At 62.8% G+C, this 22035-nt stretch carries 19 protein-coding genes; 7 read left to right on the top strand and 12 right to left on the bottom strand.

Going from position 1 to position 22035, the window contains the following annotated elements; translation table 11 throughout:
- Positions 1-88: 88 nt before the first annotated feature.
- The 4 genes from LC343_RS20600 to LC343_RS20585 all read right to left on the bottom strand — a co-directional run bounded on the left by LC343_RS20600 (position 89) and on the right by LC343_RS20585 (position 4031).
- Positions 89-691 carry a chloramphenicol phosphotransferase CPT family protein gene (locus LC343_RS20600; protein WP_223479068.1) on the bottom strand — a complete coding sequence of 201 codons (603 nt, stop codon included), beginning with the start codon at positions 689-691 and terminating at the stop codon, positions 89-91.
- Positions 692-773: 82 nt separating this feature from the next.
- Positions 774-2315: a DHA2 family efflux MFS transporter permease subunit gene (locus LC343_RS20595; protein ID WP_223479067.1), complete on the bottom strand. Its 1542-nt coding sequence runs from the start codon at positions 2313-2315 to the stop codon at positions 774-776.
- A gap of 112 nt (positions 2316-2427) precedes the next feature.
- On the bottom strand, positions 2428-3558 hold the full coding sequence (locus LC343_RS20590) for an HlyD family secretion protein (RefSeq protein WP_223479066.1): 1131 nt from the start codon (positions 3556-3558) through the stop codon (positions 2428-2430).
- The gene (locus LC343_RS20585; protein WP_223479065.1) at positions 3555-4031 is read right to left on the bottom strand and encodes a MarR family winged helix-turn-helix transcriptional regulator; all 477 of its coding nucleotides are present in this window, start codon (positions 4029-4031) and stop codon (positions 3555-3557) included. Before LC343_RS20585 ends, LC343_RS20590 begins: the two co-directional genes overlap by 4 nt.
- Positions 4032-4202: 171 nt before the next feature.
- Between LC343_RS20585 and LC343_RS20580 the strand changes: the two genes are divergently transcribed.
- Positions 4203-4382, top strand: a complete 180-nt coding sequence (locus LC343_RS20580; protein ID WP_223479064.1) for a hypothetical protein — start codon at positions 4203-4205, stop codon at positions 4380-4382.
- Between the two features lie 8 nt (positions 4383-4390).
- On the opposite strand, the gene LC343_RS20575 is transcribed toward LC343_RS20580, so the two are convergent.
- Positions 4391-5260: a metal-dependent phosphohydrolase gene (locus tag LC343_RS20575; protein WP_223479063.1), complete on the bottom strand. Its 870-nt coding sequence runs from the start codon at positions 5258-5260 to the stop codon at positions 4391-4393.
- A 276-nt stretch (positions 5261-5536) separates the two neighbouring features.
- Between LC343_RS20575 and LC343_RS20570 the strand changes: the two genes are divergently transcribed.
- The gene (locus tag LC343_RS20570; protein WP_223479062.1) at positions 5537-6634 is read left to right on the top strand and encodes a cache domain-containing protein; all 1098 of its coding nucleotides are present in this window, start codon (positions 5537-5539) and stop codon (positions 6632-6634) included.
- A gap of 15 nt (positions 6635-6649) precedes the next feature.
- Here LC343_RS20570 and LC343_RS20565 read toward each other — a convergent pair whose 3' ends face one another.
- Complete coding sequence (locus LC343_RS20565; RefSeq protein ID WP_223479061.1) at positions 6650-8614, bottom strand: glycosyltransferase; 1965 nt, start codon at positions 8612-8614, stop codon at positions 6650-6652.
- Between the two features lie 3 nt (positions 8615-8617).
- Complete coding sequence (locus tag LC343_RS20560) at positions 8618-9790, bottom strand: HlyD family secretion protein (RefSeq protein ID WP_223479060.1); 1173 nt, start codon at positions 9788-9790, stop codon at positions 8618-8620.
- A 385-nt stretch (positions 9791-10175) separates the two neighbouring features.
- Between LC343_RS20560 and LC343_RS20555 the strand changes: the two genes are divergently transcribed.
- From LC343_RS20555 to LC343_RS20545, 3 genes are all read left to right on the top strand, one after another.
- A complete protein-coding gene (locus LC343_RS20555) occupies positions 10176-11174 on the top strand; it encodes a TAXI family TRAP transporter solute-binding subunit (protein ID WP_223479059.1) in 999 nt (332 codons plus the stop codon).
- Between the two features lie 68 nt (positions 11175-11242).
- Positions 11243-13126 carry a TRAP transporter permease gene (locus LC343_RS20550; RefSeq protein ID WP_223479058.1) on the top strand — a complete coding sequence of 628 codons (1884 nt, stop codon included), beginning with the start codon at positions 11243-11245 and terminating at the stop codon, positions 13124-13126.
- Complete coding sequence (locus LC343_RS20545) at positions 13123-14196, top strand: amidohydrolase family protein (RefSeq protein WP_223479057.1); 1074 nt, start codon at positions 13123-13125, stop codon at positions 14194-14196. The genes LC343_RS20550 and LC343_RS20545 overlap by 4 nt, the downstream gene beginning before the upstream one ends.
- A 27-nt stretch (positions 14197-14223) precedes the next feature.
- Here LC343_RS20545 and LC343_RS20540 read toward each other — a convergent pair whose 3' ends face one another.
- Both LC343_RS20540 and LC343_RS20535 read right to left on the bottom strand, forming a co-directional pair.
- On the bottom strand, positions 14224-14979 hold the full coding sequence (locus LC343_RS20540; protein ID WP_223479056.1) for a sulfotransferase-like domain-containing protein: 756 nt from the start codon (positions 14977-14979) through the stop codon (positions 14224-14226).
- A 28-nt stretch (positions 14980-15007) separates the two neighbouring features.
- Positions 15008-15337: a YnfA family protein gene (locus tag LC343_RS20535; RefSeq protein WP_223479055.1), complete on the bottom strand. Its 330-nt coding sequence runs from the start codon at positions 15335-15337 to the stop codon at positions 15008-15010.
- An 88-nt stretch (positions 15338-15425) separates the two neighbouring features.
- Here LC343_RS20535 and LC343_RS20530 point away from each other — a divergent pair, with 88 nt between their 5' ends.
- Positions 15426-16334 (top strand): aminotransferase class IV, encoded by a 909-nt coding sequence (locus LC343_RS20530; protein ID WP_223479054.1) that lies wholly within the window; start codon positions 15426-15428, stop codon positions 16332-16334.
- 17 nt (positions 16335-16351) lie between these two features.
- Here the strand turns inward: LC343_RS20530 and LC343_RS20525 are convergent, their stop codons facing one another.
- Positions 16352-18472, bottom strand: a complete 2121-nt coding sequence (locus LC343_RS20525; protein ID WP_223479053.1) for a tetratricopeptide repeat protein — start codon at positions 18470-18472, stop codon at positions 16352-16354.
- 286 nt (positions 18473-18758) lie between these two features.
- Between LC343_RS20525 and lepA the strand changes: the two genes are divergently transcribed.
- Positions 18759-20567: a translation elongation factor 4 gene (gene lepA / locus LC343_RS20520; RefSeq protein WP_223479052.1), complete on the top strand. Its 1809-nt coding sequence runs from the start codon at positions 18759-18761 to the stop codon at positions 20565-20567.
- Between the two features lie 319 nt (positions 20568-20886).
- On the opposite strand, the gene LC343_RS20515 is transcribed toward lepA, so the two are convergent.
- Both LC343_RS20515 and LC343_RS20510 read right to left on the bottom strand, forming a co-directional pair.
- Positions 20887-21594 carry a class I SAM-dependent methyltransferase gene (locus LC343_RS20515; protein WP_223479051.1) on the bottom strand — a complete coding sequence of 236 codons (708 nt, stop codon included), beginning with the start codon at positions 21592-21594 and terminating at the stop codon, positions 20887-20889.
- A gap of 79 nt (positions 21595-21673) precedes the next feature.
- Positions 21674-21922: a hypothetical protein gene (locus LC343_RS20510; protein WP_223479050.1), complete on the bottom strand. Its 249-nt coding sequence runs from the start codon at positions 21920-21922 to the stop codon at positions 21674-21676.
- Positions 21923-22035 lie beyond the last annotated feature (113 nt).

Raw genomic sequence — 22035 nt, 5'->3', positions numbered from 1 at the left:
GCGGCGTGTCGTGAAGCTGGATCGCTTTCGAGCGTTTCACGTTGATATCGGTCAACTCTTACGTCGCCATTCGCGCCGGGTTTTCAAGTTAAGGATTTGTCATCCGGCTATCGTCCTTCTTTCCGCGCGCTTCGGCCAGTTTGCGAAGAGCGGACTGTGGTGAGCGGGCATGCCAGGATGCGAGAAGCCTCTGCACATTGGCCTCGACACCATCCTTGCTGTGCAGGTCCAGATCGTAGTGAAGGCCCAGATGGATCGTGTCGTGGTCTTTCGCCGCGCTTCCGACCGGTCGGTCGCCACGCGCCAGTTCTCTGGCAATCAGTTCATCGCGGTCGCAATGCAGCCCGATAAAGAAGACATCGAACGGCGCGAACAGCGATGCCAGGTCCTCCAGCCAGCCCGGCGTGTCGATGATATGCTCTACGATCAGATTGTTGCCTGCCCCGGCAAAGGCCGCGAGTGCGCGATGGAATCCGGCAAAGAACGGCGCGCGCGCGTCGCGCCAGTCGAAATCCTTGTTCTTGAATCGGGCGAGCGGCAATACGCCCGAATCGCGAAGATGATCGATCGACAGATGAAGGAACGGCTCGTCGATCGCTGCTTGCAATGCACGCGCGAGCGTCGATTTGCCGCTGCTCGATGCGCCATGCAGAAAGATGATCCTGCCGGGCTTCCTGTCCTCGCTGTTCACGGGTCGCGTCCTCTTTCACCTGCCTGTCGTCATGATTGCGCGCGCCATAGCACGGTTTCGTGACGGGAGAACGCGTCAGGCCTCACTCGGCATGCGCGGCGGCGGGCGCTCCGGCGGCGGGGGCCGTTTTCGGCTTGCGTAGCAGCAGCGCCAGCGGGATGGCGGCCAGCGTGACGATCATCATCAGGTAGAAATCGTCGACATAAGAGATCATCAGCGCCTGCTGGTTCACCAGCCCGTCGAGGATCGTGAGCATCGTCGGATCGCCGGCGCGCGCCGCCGGCGACAGCGCGTCGAGCGCCGGATTGTAGGGCGAGATCGCCGTCGACAGTTCGGCGTGGTTGACCTGCAGATTGTGCGACAGCGCCACGGTGACGATCGAGATGCCGATCGACGATCCGATATTGCGCACCAGCGAGAACAGGCTCGCCGCGTCGGTGCGGTGATGCGGCGCAAGCGTCGCGAAGGCCACTGTCGACAGCGGCACGAAGACGAGGCCGAGGCCCAGCCCCTGGATCACCCCCGACCAGATGATCAAGTCGTCATTCATCTGCGGCGTGAAGCCGGTCATCATGTGCAGCGACCAGCTGGTCAGGAGAAGGCCGGTCACGACCAGCGCCCGCGCATCGACGACGCGCACCAGCCGGCCGACCACCAGCATCGAGATCATCGTGCCCACGCCGCGCGGCGCCATGACGAGCCCGGTCAGGATGGTCGAGTGGTCGAACAGATTGGCGAGCATCGGCGGCAGCAGGGCGAGGCTGGCCAGCAGGATCACCCCGACGACGAAGATGAAGACAAGTCCGGTCACGAAATTCCGGTCGCGGAAGATCGTCGGATCGATGAAGGTGTCCGTGTTGGTCAGGAGATGGATGGTGAACACCCAGAAACCGGTCAGCGCGAGGCCGAGTTCAATCCAGATCTCGGGCGAGGCGAACCAGTCCACCTCTCCGCCGCGGTCGAGCATCAGTTGCAGCGCGCCGACGCCGAGCGACAGCATGGCGAAGCCGAAGAAGTCGAATCCGCGCGGCCGGCTCGGCACTTTCGGCAAATAGGCGGCGGAGCCCAGAAAGGCGAGAATGCCGACCGGCAGGTTGATGAAGAACACCCAGCGCCAGTTCAGCGTCTCGGTCAGCCATCCGCCCAGTGTCGGGCCGATGATCGGGCCGACCATGATGCCCGCGCCCCACATCGCCATGGCCTGTCCGTGGCGCTCGCGCGGGTTGATGTTGAGAAGAAAGGTTTGCGACATCGGCACGATTGCCGCGCCGAACAGGCCCTGCATCACCCGGAATGTGACCATCGATTCCAGGTTCCATGACAGCCCGCAGGCCATCGACGTCACGGTGAAGCCGACGATGGTGATCAGGAACAGCTCGCGCGAGCCCAGTCGGTCCGACAGCCAGCCGGTGACCGGCGTCATGATCGCGGCCGCGACGATATAGGAGGTCAGGACCCAGGTGATCGTGTCGCGCGACGCGCCGAGATCGCCGGTCATCGACGGCAGCGCCACATTGGCGATCGTCGTGTCGAGCACCTGCATGATCGTCGCCAGCATGATGGCGATCGTGATCAGCCCGCGATGCGGTATGTCTTCCGGCTTCGGTGTGGCGGCCTGTGTCATTGTCTATCCATGGGTCTCCGGCCCGCCCGCTTCCTTGGGGGGAGGTCAGTGGGCGCTGAACGGACGGACCGGAGAGTTGACCGGACGGGCGCGTTCGCGCCCGCCGGAATGGTTATTCCGCGGCTTTCGCCGTCGACGTGCCGAAGAAGTCGGGCAGGCCGCGGCTCTTGCCGGTATCGACTGCGACGGTCGCGCTCATGCCGGTTCGAAGCGCCATGCCGGCGTCCTCGACCGTCAGGCGCACGGGGATGCGCTGCGAGACCTTCACCCAGTTGCCGGTCGCGTTCTGCGCCGGGATCAGCGTGAATTCCGAGCCCGTGCCCGCGCCGATGCTCTCGACCGTCGCCTTGATCGGCTGGCCGGGAAAGGTGTCGAAGGTGATCTCCGCCACCTGTCCGGCCTTCATGTGGGTTAGTTGCGTTTCCTTGAAATTCGCCTCGACCCAGCTTCTGTCGTTTTCGACCAGCGAGAACAGCGCTGTCCCGGCGGAAACCAGCTGGCCCGCCTGGAATGAGGAGGCCTGCGCCAGAACGCCGTCGGCGGGCGCTGTGACGGTGGTCTGCTTCAGCGAATAGGCCGCCTTTTCACGCGCCGCCTGCGCCGCCTTGACGGTCGGATGGTCGTCGGTCGCGATGTCGGCATCGCCGCCGAGCGCCGCCAGCGCGCCGAACACGGCCTCGTTCGCCGAGGCCAGAGCGTCCTGCGCCGCCGTCAGGTTGCGCCGGGTTTCGTCCAGCGCGGCCTTGGTCGCGATGCCCTTGGTCGCCAGCGTGTTCTGGCGGTCGAGTTCGGCCTGGTAGTAATCGACGTCGTTCTGCGCCGCCTTCTGCTTGGTGACAGCCTGGCTGTAGGTCGCGCGCAACTGCCCAACGCTCAGCCGCGCCGCGGCGAGCGAGGCCTCGGCCTGTTCCAGCGCGATGCGATAGGGCTCGGGGTCGATGACGAACAGCACGTCGCCCTTCTTCACCGCGCCATTGTCCGTGACATGGGTTTCGACCACCCGACCGGAGGCTTCCGCCGAGATCGAAACCTTGGGCTGCTGCAGATACGCGTTTTCCGTTTCCTGGTAGCGCCCGCCAGTCACCCAGACATAGCCGCCAATGGCGACCAGCGCGACCGGCAGCGCCAGCATCAGCGCGTTGCGACCGGTCTTGCGCTTCGTCTTCGTTTCGGCGTCCTGCCTGTCCCAGGCGTCGCTCGTGGCTTCCGCCGTCTTTTCCTCGGTCTTGGTGATCGCGTTCATCCTGCGCTTCCTGTCCCTCTTTGCGTCCCGTCGCAGGCGCCCTTGCCGTCCGACAGGTTGTCGCAAACCGTTCTCAATGCGTGCATCAGCGTCTCGCGCTCGGCTGGCGACAGCCCGGCAAGCGCGATCTCGTAGAGATCCGACGCGACGCTCTTGACCTTCTCGAAGGCGTCGCGCGCCTTGCTGGTGGCGAAAACCATGCGCACGCGCCTGTCATTGGCGTCGGCGCGCCGTTCCACCCAGCCGCCTTCCTCCATGCGGTCGATCAGCCGCGAGACGCTGATCGGCTCGATCTCGAGCAGTTCGGCGAGTCTCGCCTGCGCCGCGCCGTCCTCCTTGACGAGGAACACGAGCAGCCGCCATTGCGCCGAGGACAGGCCGTATTCCTGTCCGCGCGCCTCGAAATGCTTGTGCAGAAGCCGCTGCGCGTCATGCAGCAGGAAGCCCAGGCTGTTGCGGAGGTCGTTTTTCATGAGCGCGATATATTATAAGCATGCTCACCTTACAAGTGGTGCGCCGCAACATTTGTGCCGGCCGGGACGCGTCGGGAAAAGATGCGGGCGCGCGATCCCCGTGTGACCGAGTGCACAGCGTCGATGGCCCGTCCTGCTAGTTTCGGTTCCAACAGAAAAAGGATTTGCGTCATGCCTCGTTTCAACACGCCCCGCACCACAGACGACCATCTCTTCATCGTGACCAGCCTCGTGCCCGCCGCCCTGTTCGCGGCAACGCTGTTGGCTGCGGTTCATGTCGGCAAGACCGAAGCCCCCGCGCCGCAGGTGATCGGCATCGGCTATCAGGTCACGACAAGCGCCAGCGCGTGAGTTTCCGGTCAGGCCGGCGCGGTCTGCGCTGAGCCGGGGAACGGACCGATATCGTTCGTGCGATGGTTCGCCTGGAAGACATGGTGGTACAGATGCGCCACCCACTGTTTTCCTTCCACGGTCAGTTCGAGATAGCGCAGCGCCGCGCCGATATGCGGATTGACCTGCGACCAGAAGAATTCCGGATATTTGTCCAGCAGGTCGATCGGCGACTCGTAGCCGAGCTTTTCGGCGGTCCCGGTCTCCGCGAATTCGTGAAACAGCGCGTTGATCTTCCGGTAGTAGAACGGATCGCCCAACTGGCCGATGAGATCGGCGGCGCGAACGAGCGCGCGCTCGGTGTCGTTTTCCGCATAGGCCTGGTCCGCCGGGATCGGAAAGCGCGTATAGTCGATTGACGCCGCAAGGCGTTCCTCGTCGACAAATTTCGACTCGCCGAAACGCTCCCGCACATAAACCATGCCCCGTTCGATGTGATAGGGCGTGAGATAGGCGTCCGACGCGCCTTTCGGCGGCACGATCGTCTCGCCGTCGAGCCCGGCGACGAGAACGCCGTTCTGGTCACCCCGGCATATGCCGCGCACATAGCCGATATCATGCGTCAGGAGCGCCAGCGTGTAGTGCAGCCAGTCTTCCGGCTGGACCGCCGTCGAAACGAGCCGCCCGCGCATGATCTGCTGGCCGACCAGCGTGACCATCATCGTGTGCTCGGCATTGTGATAGAGCGCGTCGGTATTGCCGAGGCGTTCCAGCACCAGCCGCGCCGCGCCGCCGATATAGGCCGCGTATTCCGGGTTTCGCCCGGAAAAATGCTGCTGGTACAACCCTTCCAGATACGCGCCGAACGCGTCGGCGACCACGTAGCTGGGATTGAACATGCCTGCGCCCCCGCGACTGGTCCCTTGAAACCTGAACCCTAGCCCGGTTGAGGGAAAACACAACGGGGCAAAGAGGCGCCAATCCGGCGTGCGAATGAGCGAACCGCGGAAGACAGGGCTACTTTGCCCTGGTCCCGGATGGTCCGTTCGGCGGCGCCGTCCGTATTCAAAGATCTGGCGCATTGTTTGACCCATGTCGCACCCATACGATTAACCGTAAGGAAGGCAGTCGAAGGATTACCGATTCGGTGACCCGAAACGACTGGAGTTTGATTGATGCCAAAAGGCAGACATGAACCGATCCCGATCAGGATGGCAGTCTATGGCTGCCTGTTGGGCGGCGTGGTTGTTCTACTTGCGATAACCGCATACCTCGTGCCGGGTTACCTGGACAGCATTTCGCGCAAGACGGTCGAGAAAGAAGTTGCTCTGAATGCCAGGACAATCTCAATCGATCTGGCACGATCGCTCCACGAGGACTGGATCGAGTTGCGGCATCTTGCAGACAAAATTGTCAGTATGGCGCCAGACGAAGCACGCTCTTATCTCAACGGCATCGTTGGAGACGGGCAGCGCATTTCATGGGCGGGCTATGCGACAACCGACGGAACCGTGCGCGTCGCGTCGGGCGGATTGCTGGAAGATGTGGATGTCTCGGAACAAACTTGGTTTCGAAACGGTCTGAATGCCGATTACTCGGGTGATTTGCACGAAGCGATACAAATGAAGAATGTGGTTGAGGCCGGCCAAAATGGGCCGCTCAAATACATCGATCTCGCCAAGCCCGTCTTCGACAGGAACGGCACAACCATCGGCGTTGTGGCTTTCTATGTGAATTTCCAACGAATCCGGGACTATCTGTCAGAATCCGCCGCTGCGCGCTCGATCGATTTCTTGCTGTTGGGCACAGACGGCACGGTTGCCGCCGCTTCCTTCGACTTGCCCGAAAATCGGCCTTCGCTGGCGGCAATCCGCGCCGCCATGGCTGGTATAAGGACGACCACGCTGGAGACTTGGCCGGACGGTGTCGAGTATTTTTCGGCCGTGGATCCCAACGTGGTATTCGAAGATCTGCCGAGTTTTGGTTGGCGGTTGATCGGACGGATGCCTGTTGACGCCAACAGTTTCGAAGACAATCAACTCATGCTCAATGCCCTGCTCTTCGTCGTTGGGGCGTGCCTTGTGTTTTCGATCGCTGCTGCGATGTTTGTCGCGATCTTTATAAATCCGATCAGTCGGTTGGCCGAAGTCGCAAGGCGAATAAGTCTCGGAGAGGACGTCTATCCACCCGAGGGCCGTGGTTCACGCGAGGCGTCACGGATCGCGTCCGCCCTGGTAAGAATCCAGTCGCGCTTGCACGAAGAACCGGATTGACCGGTTCGCCTCCGCTTAGTGGCGGAACGCAAGACGGCGCGCCAACCCGATGGCGAGCGCGCCAAGCCGTGCGCCGGGAACGCCGGGAATGTTGTCCTCGGTATAGAGCCGAAGCTGCAGGGCGTCGAACTGCTCGGGCGTGGTGTGGAGCTGGATCCGGCACCCGTCGCGGATTGATCCGAGACTCGTGCCGGGCACTTCCCCGATCCCGTTGATGACGAGGCTGATATGGTGCCCTTCCGGCAGATCGACCCCGCGAATGCGTGCATGTGTCGTCGTCAGTCTCGCGATCCAGACGGGTCGCGCCTTCCCGTCGATCAACTGCGCCCGTTCCGGTGCATCGGCGATATGGCGTTCCTGTCTCGGCAACTCCACACAGGTGAAAATGGTGAGCGCGAGAACGAACAGGTTGTAGATGCTCCAGAACAGGATGACGGCCTTGCCGTCGCCGGCGTCGAAAAAGGCGAAGCGATCCGAAACAAGGCCGATTGTGAGCCCGACCACGGTCAGCGCAAGCAGGATGGCGAACGGCATGAGCAGCCGCCATTGCACCTGCATCTTGCTGCGGTCGCCGCCTTTGGCCGTCACCTTGAACGGATGGCCGTGCGGTTTGAATAGTCCCGTCAGTGCCGCCCGCGCGATCTGCGGCGCGCCGACCAACTGGCTTACGTCGTTGATGAGGGGCACGATATTGCCCCTCGACAGCAGGTTGAGCGCCGAAAGCGTCCAGAGATAATAGGCGCCGAAATAATTCAGGACGTCGGGGACGCTGGCATCGACGACGATCAGGTTGAAAAACCAGTAGAGTAGGGGATAGACGAGCGCCGCGATCCGGAACGGGAAGGTGGTCAGCCAGTAGGCGGCCGCGTCCAGCACGCTCCAGCGGTCGCGCAGCCTGATCTTGGCGCGCGAGAACGGACCGACCGAACTGTGCCCGATCTGCATCATGCCGAGGCACCAGCGCGTGCGCTGCGTGATGTATTCCTTAAGGCCCTCGGGCGCGAGGCCCTCCGTCAGCGCCTCGTTGAGATAGACCGTGCGCCAGCCATGCGATTGCAGCACGACCGTCAGCATGAAATCCTCGGTGATGCTGTCGGTCGGAAACCCGCCGATTTCGTTCAGCGCCTCCCACCGTGCGACGGAGGACGTGCCGCAGCAAAAGGCGATGTCCCAGGCATCGCGCGACGCCTGCATCGTGTCGAAGAAGAACCGTTGCTCGTCCGGATAAGAGGCCGACAGGTTCAGATTGTGCTGGATCGGGTCTGCGTTGAAAAAGTGCTGCGGTGTCTGCACCAGCCCCACCGCCTCGTCGTGGAACAGGGCAAGCGTCCGGCTCAGGAAACCGCGATGCGGCACGAAGTCCGCGTCGAGAACGGCGACGAAATCGGGCGGATCGTCCGCCAGCACGCCGAGCGCGTGGTTCATGTTTCCGGCCTTGGCATGCCGGTTGTCGGGGCGGCTGATATAGTCCACGCCGCGTTCCGCGCAGAAGTCGCGCAACCAGTCGCGCCGGCCGTCGTCGAGCACATGGACCGTCGTGTTGGGATGGCCCAATCCGAGCGATCCGACCACGGTGCGTTCGAGCACCTCGCGGTCCTCATTATATGTGGCGATGAGAATGGCCACGCGCGGCGCTTGCGCCTCACCCCACCAGCCGATGTTGCTTTCCACTTCCGCGCGGCGGTCCCGCGTTCGCGACAGGATCACGAAGGCGCTGATCGAACCCGCGATCGCGGCAAGTTCGAGGAAGAGAAGCGACCAGCTTGCCGCCCAGTCCCAGGTCAGGCCGAATGGCGCGACGGTCTCGGTTGCGCGCCACCAGGCGTAGCGCAGTGCTAGCCCGGCGGAAATCGACAGAAGCACTGTCCGGTGAAAGGTCCGTTTCGGGTCGGCGAAGGCCGGCATCAGCAGGGACAGGCCGGCGACAAGCGCCAGGACGATAACGCTGGATGTCGTCTCGTCGAGGAAAATAGGCGGCACGGATCAGCCCATGAGGCGGCGTAGCCAGTCGAGCGGCCGCCGTTCGAAGAAAACACGCCCCGTGCGGCCGACCGAGCATCCGAGTTCGGGATCGGCGTTCAGTTCGGGAACGAGAATGGCCACGTCATAGCGTTCGAGGTGACGCGCGCTCGGCGCGACGGCCAGGTTTCGGTAGAAGGTTTCCGCCCCAGCGCCACCGAGCCGCACGACCGTGGCGTTGAAATTGCGGTCGGAGTTGCGCGGCCGGAAAACGGCGCCGTCGCCGGCGGCCAGCGTGTGATAGACGGATTCCGTGACGGACAGAGTGACCAGGATGGAGTCGCAGTCGAGCAGCCGCGCCACCGGGTCGCCCCGCTGCAGGGCTTCTCCGTCGGCGGCCAGCGTTTCCCAGTAAATCCCGTTGACCGGCGATTTCAGCTCGGCGCCGGCAGCGCGCGAGACGCGCAACTGCTCGCCGTCCAGTCGGTCCGAGACGATTTCGAGGCGCGATCGGGCCTCGTCGAGATCGGCCGAAACCGCCGACAGCTGGCTCTTCAGTTCGGTCGCGCGTTGCTCTGCATTCGGCGCATCGTTGTAGCCGTCGCCGAGGAAGACGCCCTCTCTGGCCGTGTCGAGTGCGATCTGCAGCACCGCGATCTGCTCCTTGACGGCGTTCACCCAGAGATCGCGCAGTCCCGGCGCCTGCGCCCCGTCATCACCGGGCACGCCGGCGTCTCTCGGCGGCCGGACGTCGAACGCGTCCGGCAGTTCGCCGCTTTCGAGGATGTCCAGTCGTTCGCGCGCGAAGGCAAGTCGCGCCTCAATGTCGCTGATCCGGGCCGCGCGATAGGTCGCTGACCGTTCGTCGAGAGTATCGATGATCGCCTCGGTCTCGTCGCGCGTCCGTGTCAGTCGGGCGATTTCGGCTTCCGCGAAACCGGCCTCCATTCTCAGGTCGTCCAGCCGGGTTCCGTCGACATGGATATCATCCACCCCGGCGATCACTTCGCCCGTGGTAACCGGCGAGCCAAGCGGCCTTTCGACCGCCGAAACCGCCCCCGCGATTGGGCTCCTGACAGTCACCAGCCGCGCATTGATGGTCGCGTCGGCGCTTGCGCCGGCGAGTTGCTCACCGATGAGGATCCAGAGTGCAAGGGCGACGGCCAGCCCGCCGATGAGTATTCGCCAGAATGTCATATTCCGTATCCGTATTGCGCGCCCGTCTTGCGACGAGTGGTAACAGGCTTCAGGCAGCGCGGCGTCTTTGCCGGCCCATGCTGCCGCTCTCTGCGGCATTGTACGGTCGGCGACGATTAGAATTCGTTAACGATGCTCCGCGCGAACGAAATGCAGACAGACAGACGGCAAGGTCTTGGTCGAATGCGTTACGGCGCCTGCTTCCCGAGGACGGGGATGTGGAAACGACGGGCCGGGTGCGATGACCGGCTTTTTTCTCCCGAGCCGCGATGGGCGAAGTCGGTCGCTGATATTCGGCGCAATTGCACGTTCACTTGCGTAACGTCACGCGCTAAGCTTCCCTTCGGAAGAGGAGAAACGGGCATACGCCCGGCAGGGAGGAAGCATGTTCAAGGGTCTTAGAGGATTGATCGTCGCCTTGGCGGCGACTGCCGTGATGACGGTCGGCGCATCCGCGCAAAGCCGGATTACGATCGGAACGAACCCGCAGGGGTCGCTCTACTACACGGTCGGTGGCGGCATGGCTGCTGCGTTGCAGGAGGCGCTCGGGCGTCAGGTTACCGTGCAGCCTTTCGCCGGCTCGACGGTCTATCTGCCGCTTGTCGCCAATGGCGAGGTGACGGTCGGCATCAATTCCAGCATCGACACGGGCGGCGTGTTCCGCGGTGACTATGGCGCCGATCCGCAGAATGACCTTCGCGTGCTGGCGCGGCTTTGGGGCTTGCGCGTCGGCATGGTGAGCCGCGCCAATGACAATCTCATCGAGATCAAGGACCTGAAGGGCAAGAAGGTCGTCACCGACTTTTCCGCTCTCAAGGCGGTCGGCCTGGTCAACCAGGTGATGATACAGGCCGGCGGCCTGGCGCTTGACGAAGTCGACGGTGTCACCGTCTCCGGGCTCGGGCCGGGCATGGATGCTCTGACGGAAGGCTCGCTGGATGCGTCCAGCATCGCGGTCGGCATCCCGCTCACCCAGCAGGCGCATGCATCGATCCCGGGCGGCATCCGCTACGTTTCGATCACCGGCGAGAACGCGACCGACGAATTCGTCGATAACCTCTATCCGGGCACCTACATCGTGACGGTCGAGCCGTCCGCCCGGCTTCCGGAAGTGACCGATCCCGTCAACGTCATCGGTTACGACGTGTTCATGACGACCTCCGCGTCGCTGAGCGACGAGGACGCGACCGCGATCCTCACCGCGCTCTACGATTCGTTCCCGCAATTGCGCGAGGACTATGCGCCGATCCGTTCGGGCTCGGGCGACCAGTTCGCCGAACCCTCCAACACCGTGCCCTTCCATCCGGCGGCAATCGCCTTCTACAAGGAAAAGGGCATGTGGACCGACGCGAACGACGCCAAGGAAGCGACATTCGCGAAGTAAGCGGACGGTCATCCTGATCCATGACGGAGCCCGGATCCACGGGCTCCGTTCTTGAACGGTCTGTGCTCGTGAAACATTCGAATACGCTCCGCGCGATCCTTGTCGCCATCCTGCCTGCGATGGGCGTGCTATGGCTGCTCGACGTGCCCCGGAAACTCGGCTGGGTGATCATCACCGAGCAGTATCTCGCCGTGATTTGCGGCGTGGCATGCTTGGTCGGGCTGATCACCGCGCCCCTGCGTGGCCGGCTGGCGGCGCTGGACTGGATTTTCGGACTGGCGACGCTGGCGTCATGGGGCTGGCTTGCCTGGAACTACGAGGCCTGGCTGCTGGACCCGATCAATCGGGGGCCGGCAAAATGGGTGCCCGCGGCCATCGCCATCCTCGGCGTGCTGGAGGCGACGCGGCGGCAGTGCGGCACCGTGCTGGCGGCGCTTGCGGCGGCGTTCCTCGCCTATGGTTTCATCGGCTGGATGGCGCCGGGCATCTTCGAGGCCGCCTATCTCGCACCGGCCCGCTACATTCTCTACATCTATAACGACACCAACGGCATCCCCGGCCTGGTGATGAATGTCGGCGCGACGCAGATCCTCGGCTTCATCGTGTTCGGCGCGACGCTGAACGCCGTCGGCGGCAGCCGGGCGATGACGGATCTCGCCTTGTCGACCATGGGCCATCGCCGCGGCGGTCCGGCCAAGGTCGCGATTCTCGCATCGTCGCTGTTCGGCACGCTGAGCGGCTCCACGGTCGCGAATGTCATGTCCACGGGCGTCGTGACGATCCCGATGATGAAGAAATCGGGCTTTCCCGCCCGCTATGCGGCGGCGATCGAGGCGGTCGCCTCCAATGGCGGCCAGATCGCCCCGCCGGTGATGGGCGCGACGGCCTTCGTGATCGCCGAGTTCCTGCAGGTTCCCTACACGGATGTCGTGGCCGCCGCGCTGCTGCCGGCGGTGTTCTACTATTTCCTTCTCTACCGCATGGTCGACCGCTACGCCGCCGCCAACGGGATCGAAGGCGAGGCGCGCGAGTCTCTGCCGCGGTTCAGGGATGCGCTGATCAACAGCTGGCCGCTGCTGGCGCCGTTGGCGGTGCTGATCTGGTTCCTGTTCTATCTCGGCTATTCGCCCGGCAAGGCGGCGCTTTATTCATCGGGCGCGGCCTTCCTGCTGTTCGCATTGACCAATCCGCGCGAGGCCCTGCGAAAGATTCCGGTGATCCTCAGGGAAAGCGGCAGCACGCTGATCCCGATCCTGCTCGTTTGCGCCATTGCCGGCATCATCATCGGAACGATCAACGTCACCGGGCTCGGCTTCGCGCTGACGCTGGCGCTGGGCAAGGTCGCCGCGCTCGGCGGGGTCGGCGCGCTGCTCTTGGCGACGGCGGGAATCGCGATCGTCCTCGGCGTCGGCATGCCGACCACGGGCGTCTATGTGATCGTCTCCGTGCTGCTCGCGCCGGCGCTGGTGCGGCAGGGCATCGGCGAGATGTCGGCGCATCTGTTCATCCTCTATTTCGGGCTGCTGTCGATGCTGACGCCGCCGGTGGCGGTCGCCTCCTATTCGGCGGCCAGCATCGCCGGCAGCGACATGTGGCAAACCGGCGTGACCGGCGTCCGCCTTGCGATCGTCGCCTATCTTCTGCCCTTCATCTTCGCGCTCAACCCGGCTCTGCTGATGGACGGAACCTGGCTGCAGATCGCGGTGTCATGCGTCACCGTCGCCATGGCGGGGACCTTGCTGGCCGAAGTCCTCGCCAACAGGCGCGCCTATGGCGGTGGCGGCATGCGGCTCGCCGCGGCCGTTGTTTCCGTCATTGTCGGCGCAAGCACCGCGATCTTCGATCCGGCCAGTCTTCCGGCCATCGCCATCGCGGCGATCTCTGTTCCCGTCGTCTGGGCGTTCACGCGCCTGGGCGCTTCCCCGACCCCAGTGAAGGAGCCTGCTGCATGAGCGACCGTTTTCCGAAGAATCCGCCGCGCGATCCCAATCCGCCTTACAAGCGGATCGCGACCGAGGAGGCGTGGATCCCGAAGAATATTCTCGATCTCTACATTCGCGAGATTGCGGACAAGAAAATCCACGATCCGGGCTTTCATCAGCTCTGGGGGTTCTTTGCGGGCGAGTCCGACCTGGCGACGCGGCACCGCCGGCGTATCCAGGATCTCGACGAGATCAGGATCGGCGACATGGACGCCAGCGGCATCGACATGCAGGTGCTGGCGCTCGGTTCGCCCGGCGTGCAGCTTTTCGATCCCGCGACGGCGACGTCGCTGGCTATCGAAGCGAACGACCAGTTGGCGGAGGGCATCGCGAGACATCCGGACCGCTATATCGGCCTCGCCGCATTCAGCCCGCTCGATACCGAAAATTCGGCAAAGGAACTGGAGCGCGGCGTCACCAGGCTCGGCCTGCGCGGCGGCATCCTGAACGGCCACACGCTCGGCACCTATCTTGACGACGAGAAATACTGGTCTGTCTTCGAGGCGGCCGAGGCGCTGGATGTTCCGATCTATCTGCATCCCAACATGCCGTCGCCGCAGATGATCGAGCCGTTCCTGAACCGCTCGCTGGATGCGGCGATCTACGGGTTTGCCTGCGATACCGGACTGCACGCGTTGCGGTTGCTGATTTCGGGAATTTTCGACCGTTTCCCGAAGCTGCAGATCATTCTCGGCCATTGCGGCGAGGCGCTGCCCTATTGGCTCTACCGGATCGATTTCATGCACACCCGCATCGCTTCGACCGGCCGGCACCCGGGCGTGAAGCCGCTGAAGCGGCGCGCGTGGGACTATCTGTGCGACAACTTCCACTACACCTCATCCGGTGTCGGCTGGGCGCCGCCGATCAAATTCGTGATGGATACCGTCGGAACCGACCGGATGATGTACGCGATGGATTACCCCTGGCAGTTCGTGCAGGAAGAGGTCGGCGAACTCGATTCCATGGAAATCCCGCTCGAGGACAAGAAAGCCTTCTTCGAGGAGAACGCGCGCAAATTGTTCAAGATTGGCGACCTCTGATCGGTACGCCGTAAAAATCGGGCGGCTTCAGGCTTTGGAGCCGCCCTTTCCCCCGCCGATTCTGCGCGTCGCCATCGCCTCCCATGCCGGAAGCGCTTCCGCCTCGATCTTGGCCAGATGGTCGGGCAGCTCCGGCGGCAGGTCGAGGCTTTCCGGCTTTGAAAACCCGGTCGATTTCCAGATCGCGTCGTACCAGTGCACGCCCCACACGCCGTCTTCGGCGCGCGGCCCGGCCTCCCAGGAGAGCATGGCCGGGTCGAAATCGATCCCCACCGCCGCGCAGAGCGCGGCGAGCACGGCCTCGGGCTCGGCGAGGATATCCTCCGACGCCACCACGACCGGCGCCTTGCCGGTCATCTCCGTGACATGCCGGTCGATCTCCAGCATCCGCCGGTAGCCGATATCGCGTTCCGTCACGCCCTGCTTCTTGCGCGCATAGCTCGCCAGCACCCGGCGCGGATGGCGGATCAGGAACACATTGGTCGCCCGCGCCGCCCAGTCGAGCGGAAAGCCGTCGATCATGTGATGCGGCATGTGTTTCTGGTAGCAGACCGGCGTCGCGAACGGCCCGAGACATTGCCGCGCCACCGCGTCCGGGTCGCATTCCATCGACGCTATGATCGCCTCCTTCATCGGGTGGTCCGCGCCCGTCGCAGCCAGATAGGCGCCATAGAACGGCTCGTCCATGGCGGTGCAGTCGGCGCGGTTTCCGAAGGCGCGCATCATCGCCGTCGAGAGGTTTCGCGGCCCCGACCACATGGCGATGATTTTCGTGTCGGTCATGTCGTCCTCCCGTCTGCAGCGCGAATGATCATGCGGCTGCACGTGGCCCGGCGAGAATGACCGCCGCGCCGACAAGGCAGATCGCCGCGCCGATCGTGTCCCAGCGGTCCGGGCGGTTTCCCTCCACGAACCACAGCCAGGCCAGCGAACTCGCGATATAGACACCGCCATAGGCTGCGAAGGCCCGTCCGGCCGCCGAACTGTCGGCAAGCGTGAGCAGCCAGGCGAACAGCGCCAGAGACAGCCCGCCAGGCACCAGCCACCAGGCCGGCTTGTCGAGGCGGAAAAAGGCCCAGAAGGCATAGCAGCCGGCGATTTCGGCGATGGCGGCTCCAATATAGGCTGCGGCGGTGGGCATGGCGTCTTCCTGGCGATTCTTCCTGCCCCAAGTTGACCTTCGCACGGCCTCCGTTGCAACTGCCCGAAACGAAATCCGGAGGCTTTCGATGCCCGATCATCGCACCACCACTCACGACGCCGAGCACGATCCGCGCAATGACGACATCCTGATCTATGTCGATGGCGCCCTGAAGCCGCGCGCCGAGGCCACCGTCTCGGTCTATGATTCCGGCTTCCTGCTCGGCGACGGCATGTGGGAGGGGCTGCGCCTGCATGAGGGCCGTTGGGTCTTCTTCGACGACCACATGGACCGGCTCTTTTCGGCCTGCAAGGCGGTCTCGCTCGATATCGGCATGGACCGCGCCGGCATCCTCGCCGCGCTGAACGAGACGGCGGCGGCCAACGCCATGAGCGACCACGTCCACGCCCGCCTGATGATCACGCGCGGCGTCAAGGTGAAGCCCTTCCAGCATCCCTCCCTGTCGCGCTCCGGGCCCACGATCGTCATCATCATGGAGCATTCGACCCCCGCGTCCGAAACCCGACGCGGCGTCACGCTCGCCACCGTGCCGCAGGTGCGCGGCCTGCCGATGAGCCAGGACCCGAAATACAATTCCCACTCCAAGCTCAACTGCGTCATCGCCTGCCTGCAGGCCGAGGAGGCGGGCGCCGACGAAGGCCTGATGCTCGACCCGCATGGCTTCGTGAACACCACCAACGCCTGCAACTTCTTCATTGTGCGCAAGGGCGAGGTGTGGACCTCCACGGGCGACTACTGCATGAACGGCATCACGCGCCAGAAGGTCATCGACCTCTGCCGCGCCAACGAAATCCCCGTCTTCGAACGCAATTTCTCTTTGGTCGACGTCCACGCCGCCCAGGAAGCCTTCCTAACCGGCACCTTCGGCGGCCTCACCCCGGTTGCGGCGCTCGACGGCAAGCCGTTCCCGCAGGTCGACGGCGAGATGACGAAAAGGCTGCGAGGGCTTTATGAGGGGTTGGTCGCGGTGGGCTGAGCCGATGCGAAAATTCTCTAACTTCCACCCGTCAGCTGTTCCAGCGCCGCCACGGCAATTGCCCGGTTGCTTCGAGCCACGTCGGCATAGTGCTCTGTTCCCGGATGAGCGAAGATTTCCAGTGCTGCGTCATAGGCATCGACGGCCTCTCTGAGCCATGTCATGCCCTGTTCGCCACCCGCGCGTTCGCCGAGGGTTGCAAGGGCATTGGCGCGGTTCATCTGCGTCGTGGCCCAGTCGGCGGGCATGCTGTCGCGTTTGCGGATTTCCAATGCGGTATCATACGCATCGACGGCCTGTCTGAGCCACGCCATAGACTGTTCGCCGCTCGCGCGTTTGCCCAAGGTTGCAAGGGCATTGGCGCGGTTCATCTGTGTCATGGCCCATTGGGCGGGCATTGTGTCACGTGTGAGAATGTCCAGTGCGGCACTGCAGGCACCGACGGCTTGCTGGAGTAACATCATGCCCCGTTCGCCGCGCGTGCGCTCGCCAAGGGTTTGAAGGGTAGTAGCGCGGTCCATCTGCGTCATAGCCCACTGCGCGGGCACGGTGTCCCGTGTGAGAATGTCCAATGCGTCATCATAGGCGCCGACGGCCTGTCGGAGTAACTTCATACCCTGTTCGCCGTCCGAGCGTTCGCCGAGGCGCGAAAGTGCTCCGGCGCGGTTCATCTGCGTCATGGCCCAGTCGGCGGGTATGGTGTCACGGGCGCGGATTTCCAGCGCGGCGTTACAGGCGTCGATAGCCTGTGTGAGCCATGTGATGCCCTGTTTGCCGCCCGCGCGTTCGCCGAGGTTTCGAAGGGCAACGGCCCGGTTCATTTGCGTCATGGCCCATTGGACGGGCATGGTGTCGCGGGTGCGGATTTCCAGCGCGGCGTCATAGGCATCGACGGCCTCTCTCAGCCATGCCATGCCCTGTTCGCCGCCTGCGCGCTCGCCGAGGCGCAAAAGTGCTCCGGCTCGGTTCATCTGCGTCATGGCCCAGTCGGCGGGCATCGTCTCGCGTGTGAAGATGTCCAGCGCGGCATCATAGGCGTTGACGGCTTGTCTGAGCCAATTCATTCCCTGTTCGCCACCCGCGCGCTCGCCGAGGTTTCGAAGGGCCACCGCCTGATTGTTGAAGTCAGCGGCCTTTTGCTCAGGGCTTGCTGCAGCCCGAGTCACCAGCGCGGCCAGTTCGGCGGAAACCTGCAAATCGAGCAGCAAGGCCTGATCGCGCCCGCGGACATACCAATCGTCCTGAATGACGCGCAGTTGGTCGAACCGTTCCGCCTGATCCGGAAAGGCGATCTGCGCCTTGTCGAACAGGCGCATCGCCGCCTTCTTCGCATCGCGACGCAACAGATCGGTACGCAGCGCTTGGTCCAGCAATTTCTCCGCCGCCAGCTTCTCCCGCTCCTGCCGTTCCAGCCAATCGGCGAAGGCTTCGTCGGCGGCCTCAGACGCTTCGTCGTCGCGTCCCTCGGCCGAAAGCGCCGTCATGCGCTCGATCACGTCATCGACGAACCGGTCGATATTCGACGCATAGCCCTTCTCCGCCTGCATATCGATGGCGATTTCGACTGCGCGTTCGAGTTCGTTCCAGGCTGCACCGAGATCGGCAATGCCCTCATCTTCGGCGACACGGCGAGCCAGCCCGGTAATGGCCTTCTCGTTGATGCCCGCCTCGAGCATGCGCATATAGCCGCTTGTCCCTTCGAGCATTCTTTCGAGATCGCCAATGCGCAGAAGCATTTGCCGGTGCGGCGCGAATGCCGGGTCGCTCAGGATCGGGGCGAGCGTAGCTTGGAGAGCGGACTGGTATGCGTCCAGTATTTGAGGCGTTTGATGCGCGGGGTCTTTCGCCTTTCCGGTTTCGGACTGCGCGTCCCAGACCGAAGCGCGATGATTGGCGGCAACCGTTTCGGCAACATAGTCGCCTTGCGCAAGCTCATCGTCGGACACCGGAAACTGGTCCAGCATCTGCGCAAGGATGTTTTTGCGATCTTTGCTGAGTCCGGACGCATCGATATGTGCCTGCAGCGCCTGCGCCATCGTCTTGGCGAGGTCCTGTTCAGACTTGTTCATCGACTTGTAAATCGACACAGCCGACAGCGCCGCGCCGAGTGATGTCGCTGCGCCGCCGCAAAAGGTCAAGTCCGCCGCCGTCGCGACCGCGCCGAGGGAGGCCGTTATATTTGCGCCATGTAACGATCGCTCAAGCACATAGATTCCTTTGCTATCGAAATACATCCACGATTCCGGATGCAGTCGCAATAGTCTGATCGGGCCGGATCAAAGAGGAAGTGGTCCGGCCATCGGTCGCGGAAGACGGAAATATCGAGCAACGGCCTGATAGTCGGCCGGCTGATCTCGCCGCTCGACCGACCCCACCCCAAAATCACCGCTTCCCGCGCCCTCTCTTTCCCCCTATATGGGCGCCATGACCGAGACTCCGCTTTCAAACATCCGCAATTTCTCCATCGTCGCCCATATCGACCATGGCAAGTCGACGCTCGCCGACCGGCTGATCCAGATGACCGGATCGCTGGAGGAGCGCGAGATGAAGGAGCAGGTGCTCGACGCGATGGATATCGAGCGCGAGCGCGGTATCACCATCAAGGCCAACACCGTGCGCCTCGAATATGACGCCAGGGACGGCCAGCACTACGTGCTCAACCTGATCGACACGCCCGGCCATGTCGACTTCGCCTACGAGGTCTCGCGCTCGCTGCGCGCCTGCGAGGGTTCGCTCCTCGTGGTCGATGCCTCGCAGGGCGTCGAGGCGCAGACGCTTGCCAATGTCTACCAGGCCATCGACGCCGACCACGAGATCGTCACCGTCCTCAACAAGGCAGACCTGCCCGCCGCCGAGCCGGAGCGCGTCAAGGAGCAGATCGAGGAGGTCATCGGCCTCGACGCCTCCGACGCCATCCTGATCTCCGCCAAGACGGGGCAGGGGGTCGACCAGGTGCTGGAGGCGATCGTCACGCAATTGCCGCCGCCCAAGGAAGGCGACAAGTCCGCCCCCCTCAAGGCCATGCTGGTCGATTCGTGGTACGACGCCTATCTCGGCGTCATCGTGCTGGTCCGTGTCATCGACGGCACGCTGAAGAAGGGCCAGAACATCCGCATGATGGGCACGGACGCGAAATACCCGGTCGACCGCGTCGGCGTGCTGACGCCCAAGCTGGTCGTCGTCCCCGAGCTTGGCCCCGGCGAGATCGGCGTCCTGACCGCCTCCATCAAGGAGGTGGCCGACACCCGCGTCGGCGACACCATCACCGAGGACAAGCGCCCCTGCGACACCATGCTGCCGGGCTTCAAGCCGGCCCAGCCGGTGGTCTTCTGCGGCCTCTTCCCGGTCGATGCCGGCGATTTCGAGGATCTGCGCTCCGCCATCGGCAAGCTGCGCCTCAACGACGCGTCGTTTTCCTATGAGATGGAAACCTCCGCCGCGCTCGGCTTCGGCTTCCGTTGCGGCTTCCTCGGCCTTCTCCACCTGGAGATCATCCAGGAGCGCCTCAGCCGCGAATTCGACCTCGACCTGATCGCCACCGCCCCCTCGGTCGTCTACCGCATGACCATGACGGACGGCTCGGTCACCGAGCTGCACAACCCGGCCGACATGCCGGATGTCGTGCGCATCGCCTCCATCGAGGAGCCGTGGATCAAGGCGACCATCATGACGCCGGACGATTATCTCGGCTCCATCCTGCAGCTCTGCCAGGAGCGCCGCGGCATCCAGACCGACCTCTCCTATGTCGGCGCCCGCGCCATGGTCTCCTACGAATTGCCGCTCAACGAGGTCGTGTTCGATTTCTACGACCGGCTGAAGTCGATCTCCAAGGGCTACGCCTCGTTCGACTACCAGCTGTCCGGTTACAAGGAAGGCGATCTGGTCAAGATGTCGATCCTCGTCAACGAGGAGCCGGTCGACGCGCTCTCCATGCTGGTCCACCGCTCGGCGGCGGAAAAGCGCGGCCGCCTCATGTGCGAGAAGCTGAAGGACCTGATCCCCCGCCATATGTTCAAGATCCCGATCCAGGCGGCCATCGGCGGCAAGGTCGTCGCCCGCGAGACCATCTCCGCCATGCGCAAGGACGTGACCGCCAAATGCTACGGCGGCGACGTGACGCGAAAGCGCAAGCTCCTCGAAAAGCAGAAAGAGGGCAAAAAGCGCATGCGCCAGTTCGGCAAGGTCGAAATCCCGCAGGAAGCGTTCATCCAGGTGTTGAAGGTGGAGAGCTAGGCTTCTCCCTTCTCCCCGCGCGCGGGGAGAAGGTGGCCCGAAGGGCCGGATGAGGGGCATGGCTCGGTGTTCCTCCCCCTCACCCAACTCCGGCTAGCTCGCTTCGCTCGCAAGCCTGCATATCCCTCTCCCCGCAAGCGGGGCGAGGGGAGGCGCGGTGCGGCTATCTCCCCCTTGGCGGGGGAGAAAGCAAAAGCTTGGGCTTAGCGAAGCTAAGTCCTTAGCTTTTGCAAGAGAGGGCCGTTTTAGCGTAAATGATTATCAAGCCGAGTGACAATTAAGATATGGCTGGTTTGCCCAGCTTCGCGCAGAAAATTACTTACAGCAACAGGTCCGCTTTCGTAGGCGTTTCTTCATCCAAAGATGTTTCATAACTGGATGACAGCGGTTCGTGATAGTCGCCATCTTTTTCTAATCGTTTCCTGCAGGGCGGAATCCATTTCATTTGTGTAAATGACGACTCATAGTTCTTATCCCAAACAATCCAAGCGTATCCAGTAGCAGTAGATGCCTTGCTGTCGAGGCGACCCTTCACCATCGGTACGCGCTCAACGAATTGCGCGACTGACGTCGGTGGAATCTGGGAAAAAATACGTTCGTATCTACCCACGCTTTCGATGAAAACAGTTCGAACAAGCATAGCTACGCCTCGTCTCGCGACAGGCAGCGCTTCAAGAATAAAATCCTCCGCAAGTCGAAAGGGAGGATTGGTAATCACCCAATCCCAAGAGCCTTTTGAGTACTTAACACTCAGAAAATCCTCAACGTGACCGTAACCGTAGTCGAACGCATCCGCAGAACGAACATCTTTAAAGTATTCTTTTAAAACTTTAGACATGTGTCCCGCGCCACATGCAGGCTCTAAACATGTAAGGTGGCTTGCATATCCTCCTCGTTCAATTACGTGTTCGAGAAGTGCTCGCGTCGCCCAAGGTGGGGTCGGAAAATTATCTAGGCTATCTCGCGCTTCCGCGCGCTGTGACATCACCGCATGAGAGATGTTCTGCTTATTGCGCGCTAAATCCATGAAAAAGATAGCCTCCGTAAATGAGCAGCGGCGCTCAATGTTCACTATATGTTCGCGCGTGAACCGTTTCAAGGTCACGCTAGCCAACGATCAGGCTGGAGACAAACTTAAACACCTCAATTATCGTTTCATTCACCGCTATTTTCTCCAGAAACGCGTGTATTGGAGGAGCGTTTTCAGCAAGAAATTTCATCGCAGGAGGCCAAATAGCTACGATGTTGGCAAAACCGTATGCATAGCCAGCTTGCCGCGCTTTCTTCAGAATATCGAGGAAATCTTTTTTTGTTACCTCTCTTACCGCGTGGACTGACCGTTTGAGAAGCGTCAATAGGAAGTTTCCAACGCTCCCAACGCTTACCTTGAGTGAACCGCCCCGGGTTTGCCGGAGGCTGGTTGATATAAGCTATGCGGCCATTTCTGGGGTTTCCAGAGCTGCATAGT

It is taken from the genome of Oricola indica, from assembly GCF_019966595.1.
GTDB classification, from domain to species: domain Bacteria; phylum Pseudomonadota; class Alphaproteobacteria; order Rhizobiales; family Rhizobiaceae; genus Oricola; species Oricola indica.
The sequence above is the reverse complement of the archived record's forward strand: the minus strand, read 5'-3'. Positions and strand labels throughout refer to the sequence as shown.

Bases quoted from the DNA above. Each gene is read 5' to 3' on its own strand.
- LC343_RS20595 (WP_223479067.1), bottom strand. From the start codon at position 2,315: ATGACACAGGCCGCCACACCGAAGCCGGAAGACATACCGCATCGCGGG.
- LC343_RS20590 (WP_223479066.1), bottom strand. From the start codon at position 3,558: ATGAACGCGATCACCAAGACCGAGGAAAAGACGGCGGAAGCCACGAGC.
- LC343_RS20585 (WP_223479065.1), bottom strand. From the start codon at position 4,031: ATGAAAAACGACCTCCGCAACAGCCTGGGCTTCCTGCTGCATGACGCG.
- LC343_RS20580 (WP_223479064.1), top strand. From the start codon at position 4,203: ATGCCTCGTTTCAACACGCCCCGCACCACAGACGACCATCTCTTCATC.
- LC343_RS20575 (WP_223479063.1), bottom strand. From the start codon at position 5,260: ATGTTCAATCCCAGCTACGTGGTCGCCGACGCGTTCGGCGCGTATCTG.
- LC343_RS20570 (WP_223479062.1), top strand. From the start codon at position 5,537: ATGCCAAAAGGCAGACATGAACCGATCCCGATCAGGATGGCAGTCTAT.
- LC343_RS20560 (WP_223479060.1), bottom strand. From the start codon at position 9,790: ATGACATTCTGGCGAATACTCATCGGCGGGCTGGCCGTCGCCCTTGCA.
- LC343_RS20555 (WP_223479059.1), top strand. From the start codon at position 10,176: ATGTTCAAGGGTCTTAGAGGATTGATCGTCGCCTTGGCGGCGACTGCC.
- LC343_RS20545 (WP_223479057.1), top strand. From the start codon at position 13,123: ATGAGCGACCGTTTTCCGAAGAATCCGCCGCGCGATCCCAATCCGCCT.
- LC343_RS20540 (WP_223479056.1), bottom strand. From the start codon at position 14,979: ATGACCGACACGAAAATCATCGCCATGTGGTCGGGGCCGCGAAACCTC.
- LC343_RS20535 (WP_223479055.1), bottom strand. From the start codon at position 15,337: ATGCCCACCGCCGCAGCCTATATTGGAGCCGCCATCGCCGAAATCGCC.
- LC343_RS20530 (WP_223479054.1), top strand. From the start codon at position 15,426: ATGCCCGATCATCGCACCACCACTCACGACGCCGAGCACGATCCGCGC.
- lepA (WP_223479052.1), top strand. From the start codon at position 18,759: ATGACCGAGACTCCGCTTTCAAACATCCGCAATTTCTCCATCGTCGCC.
- LC343_RS20515 (WP_223479051.1), bottom strand. From the start codon at position 21,594: ATGGATTTAGCGCGCAATAAGCAGAACATCTCTCATGCGGTGATGTCA.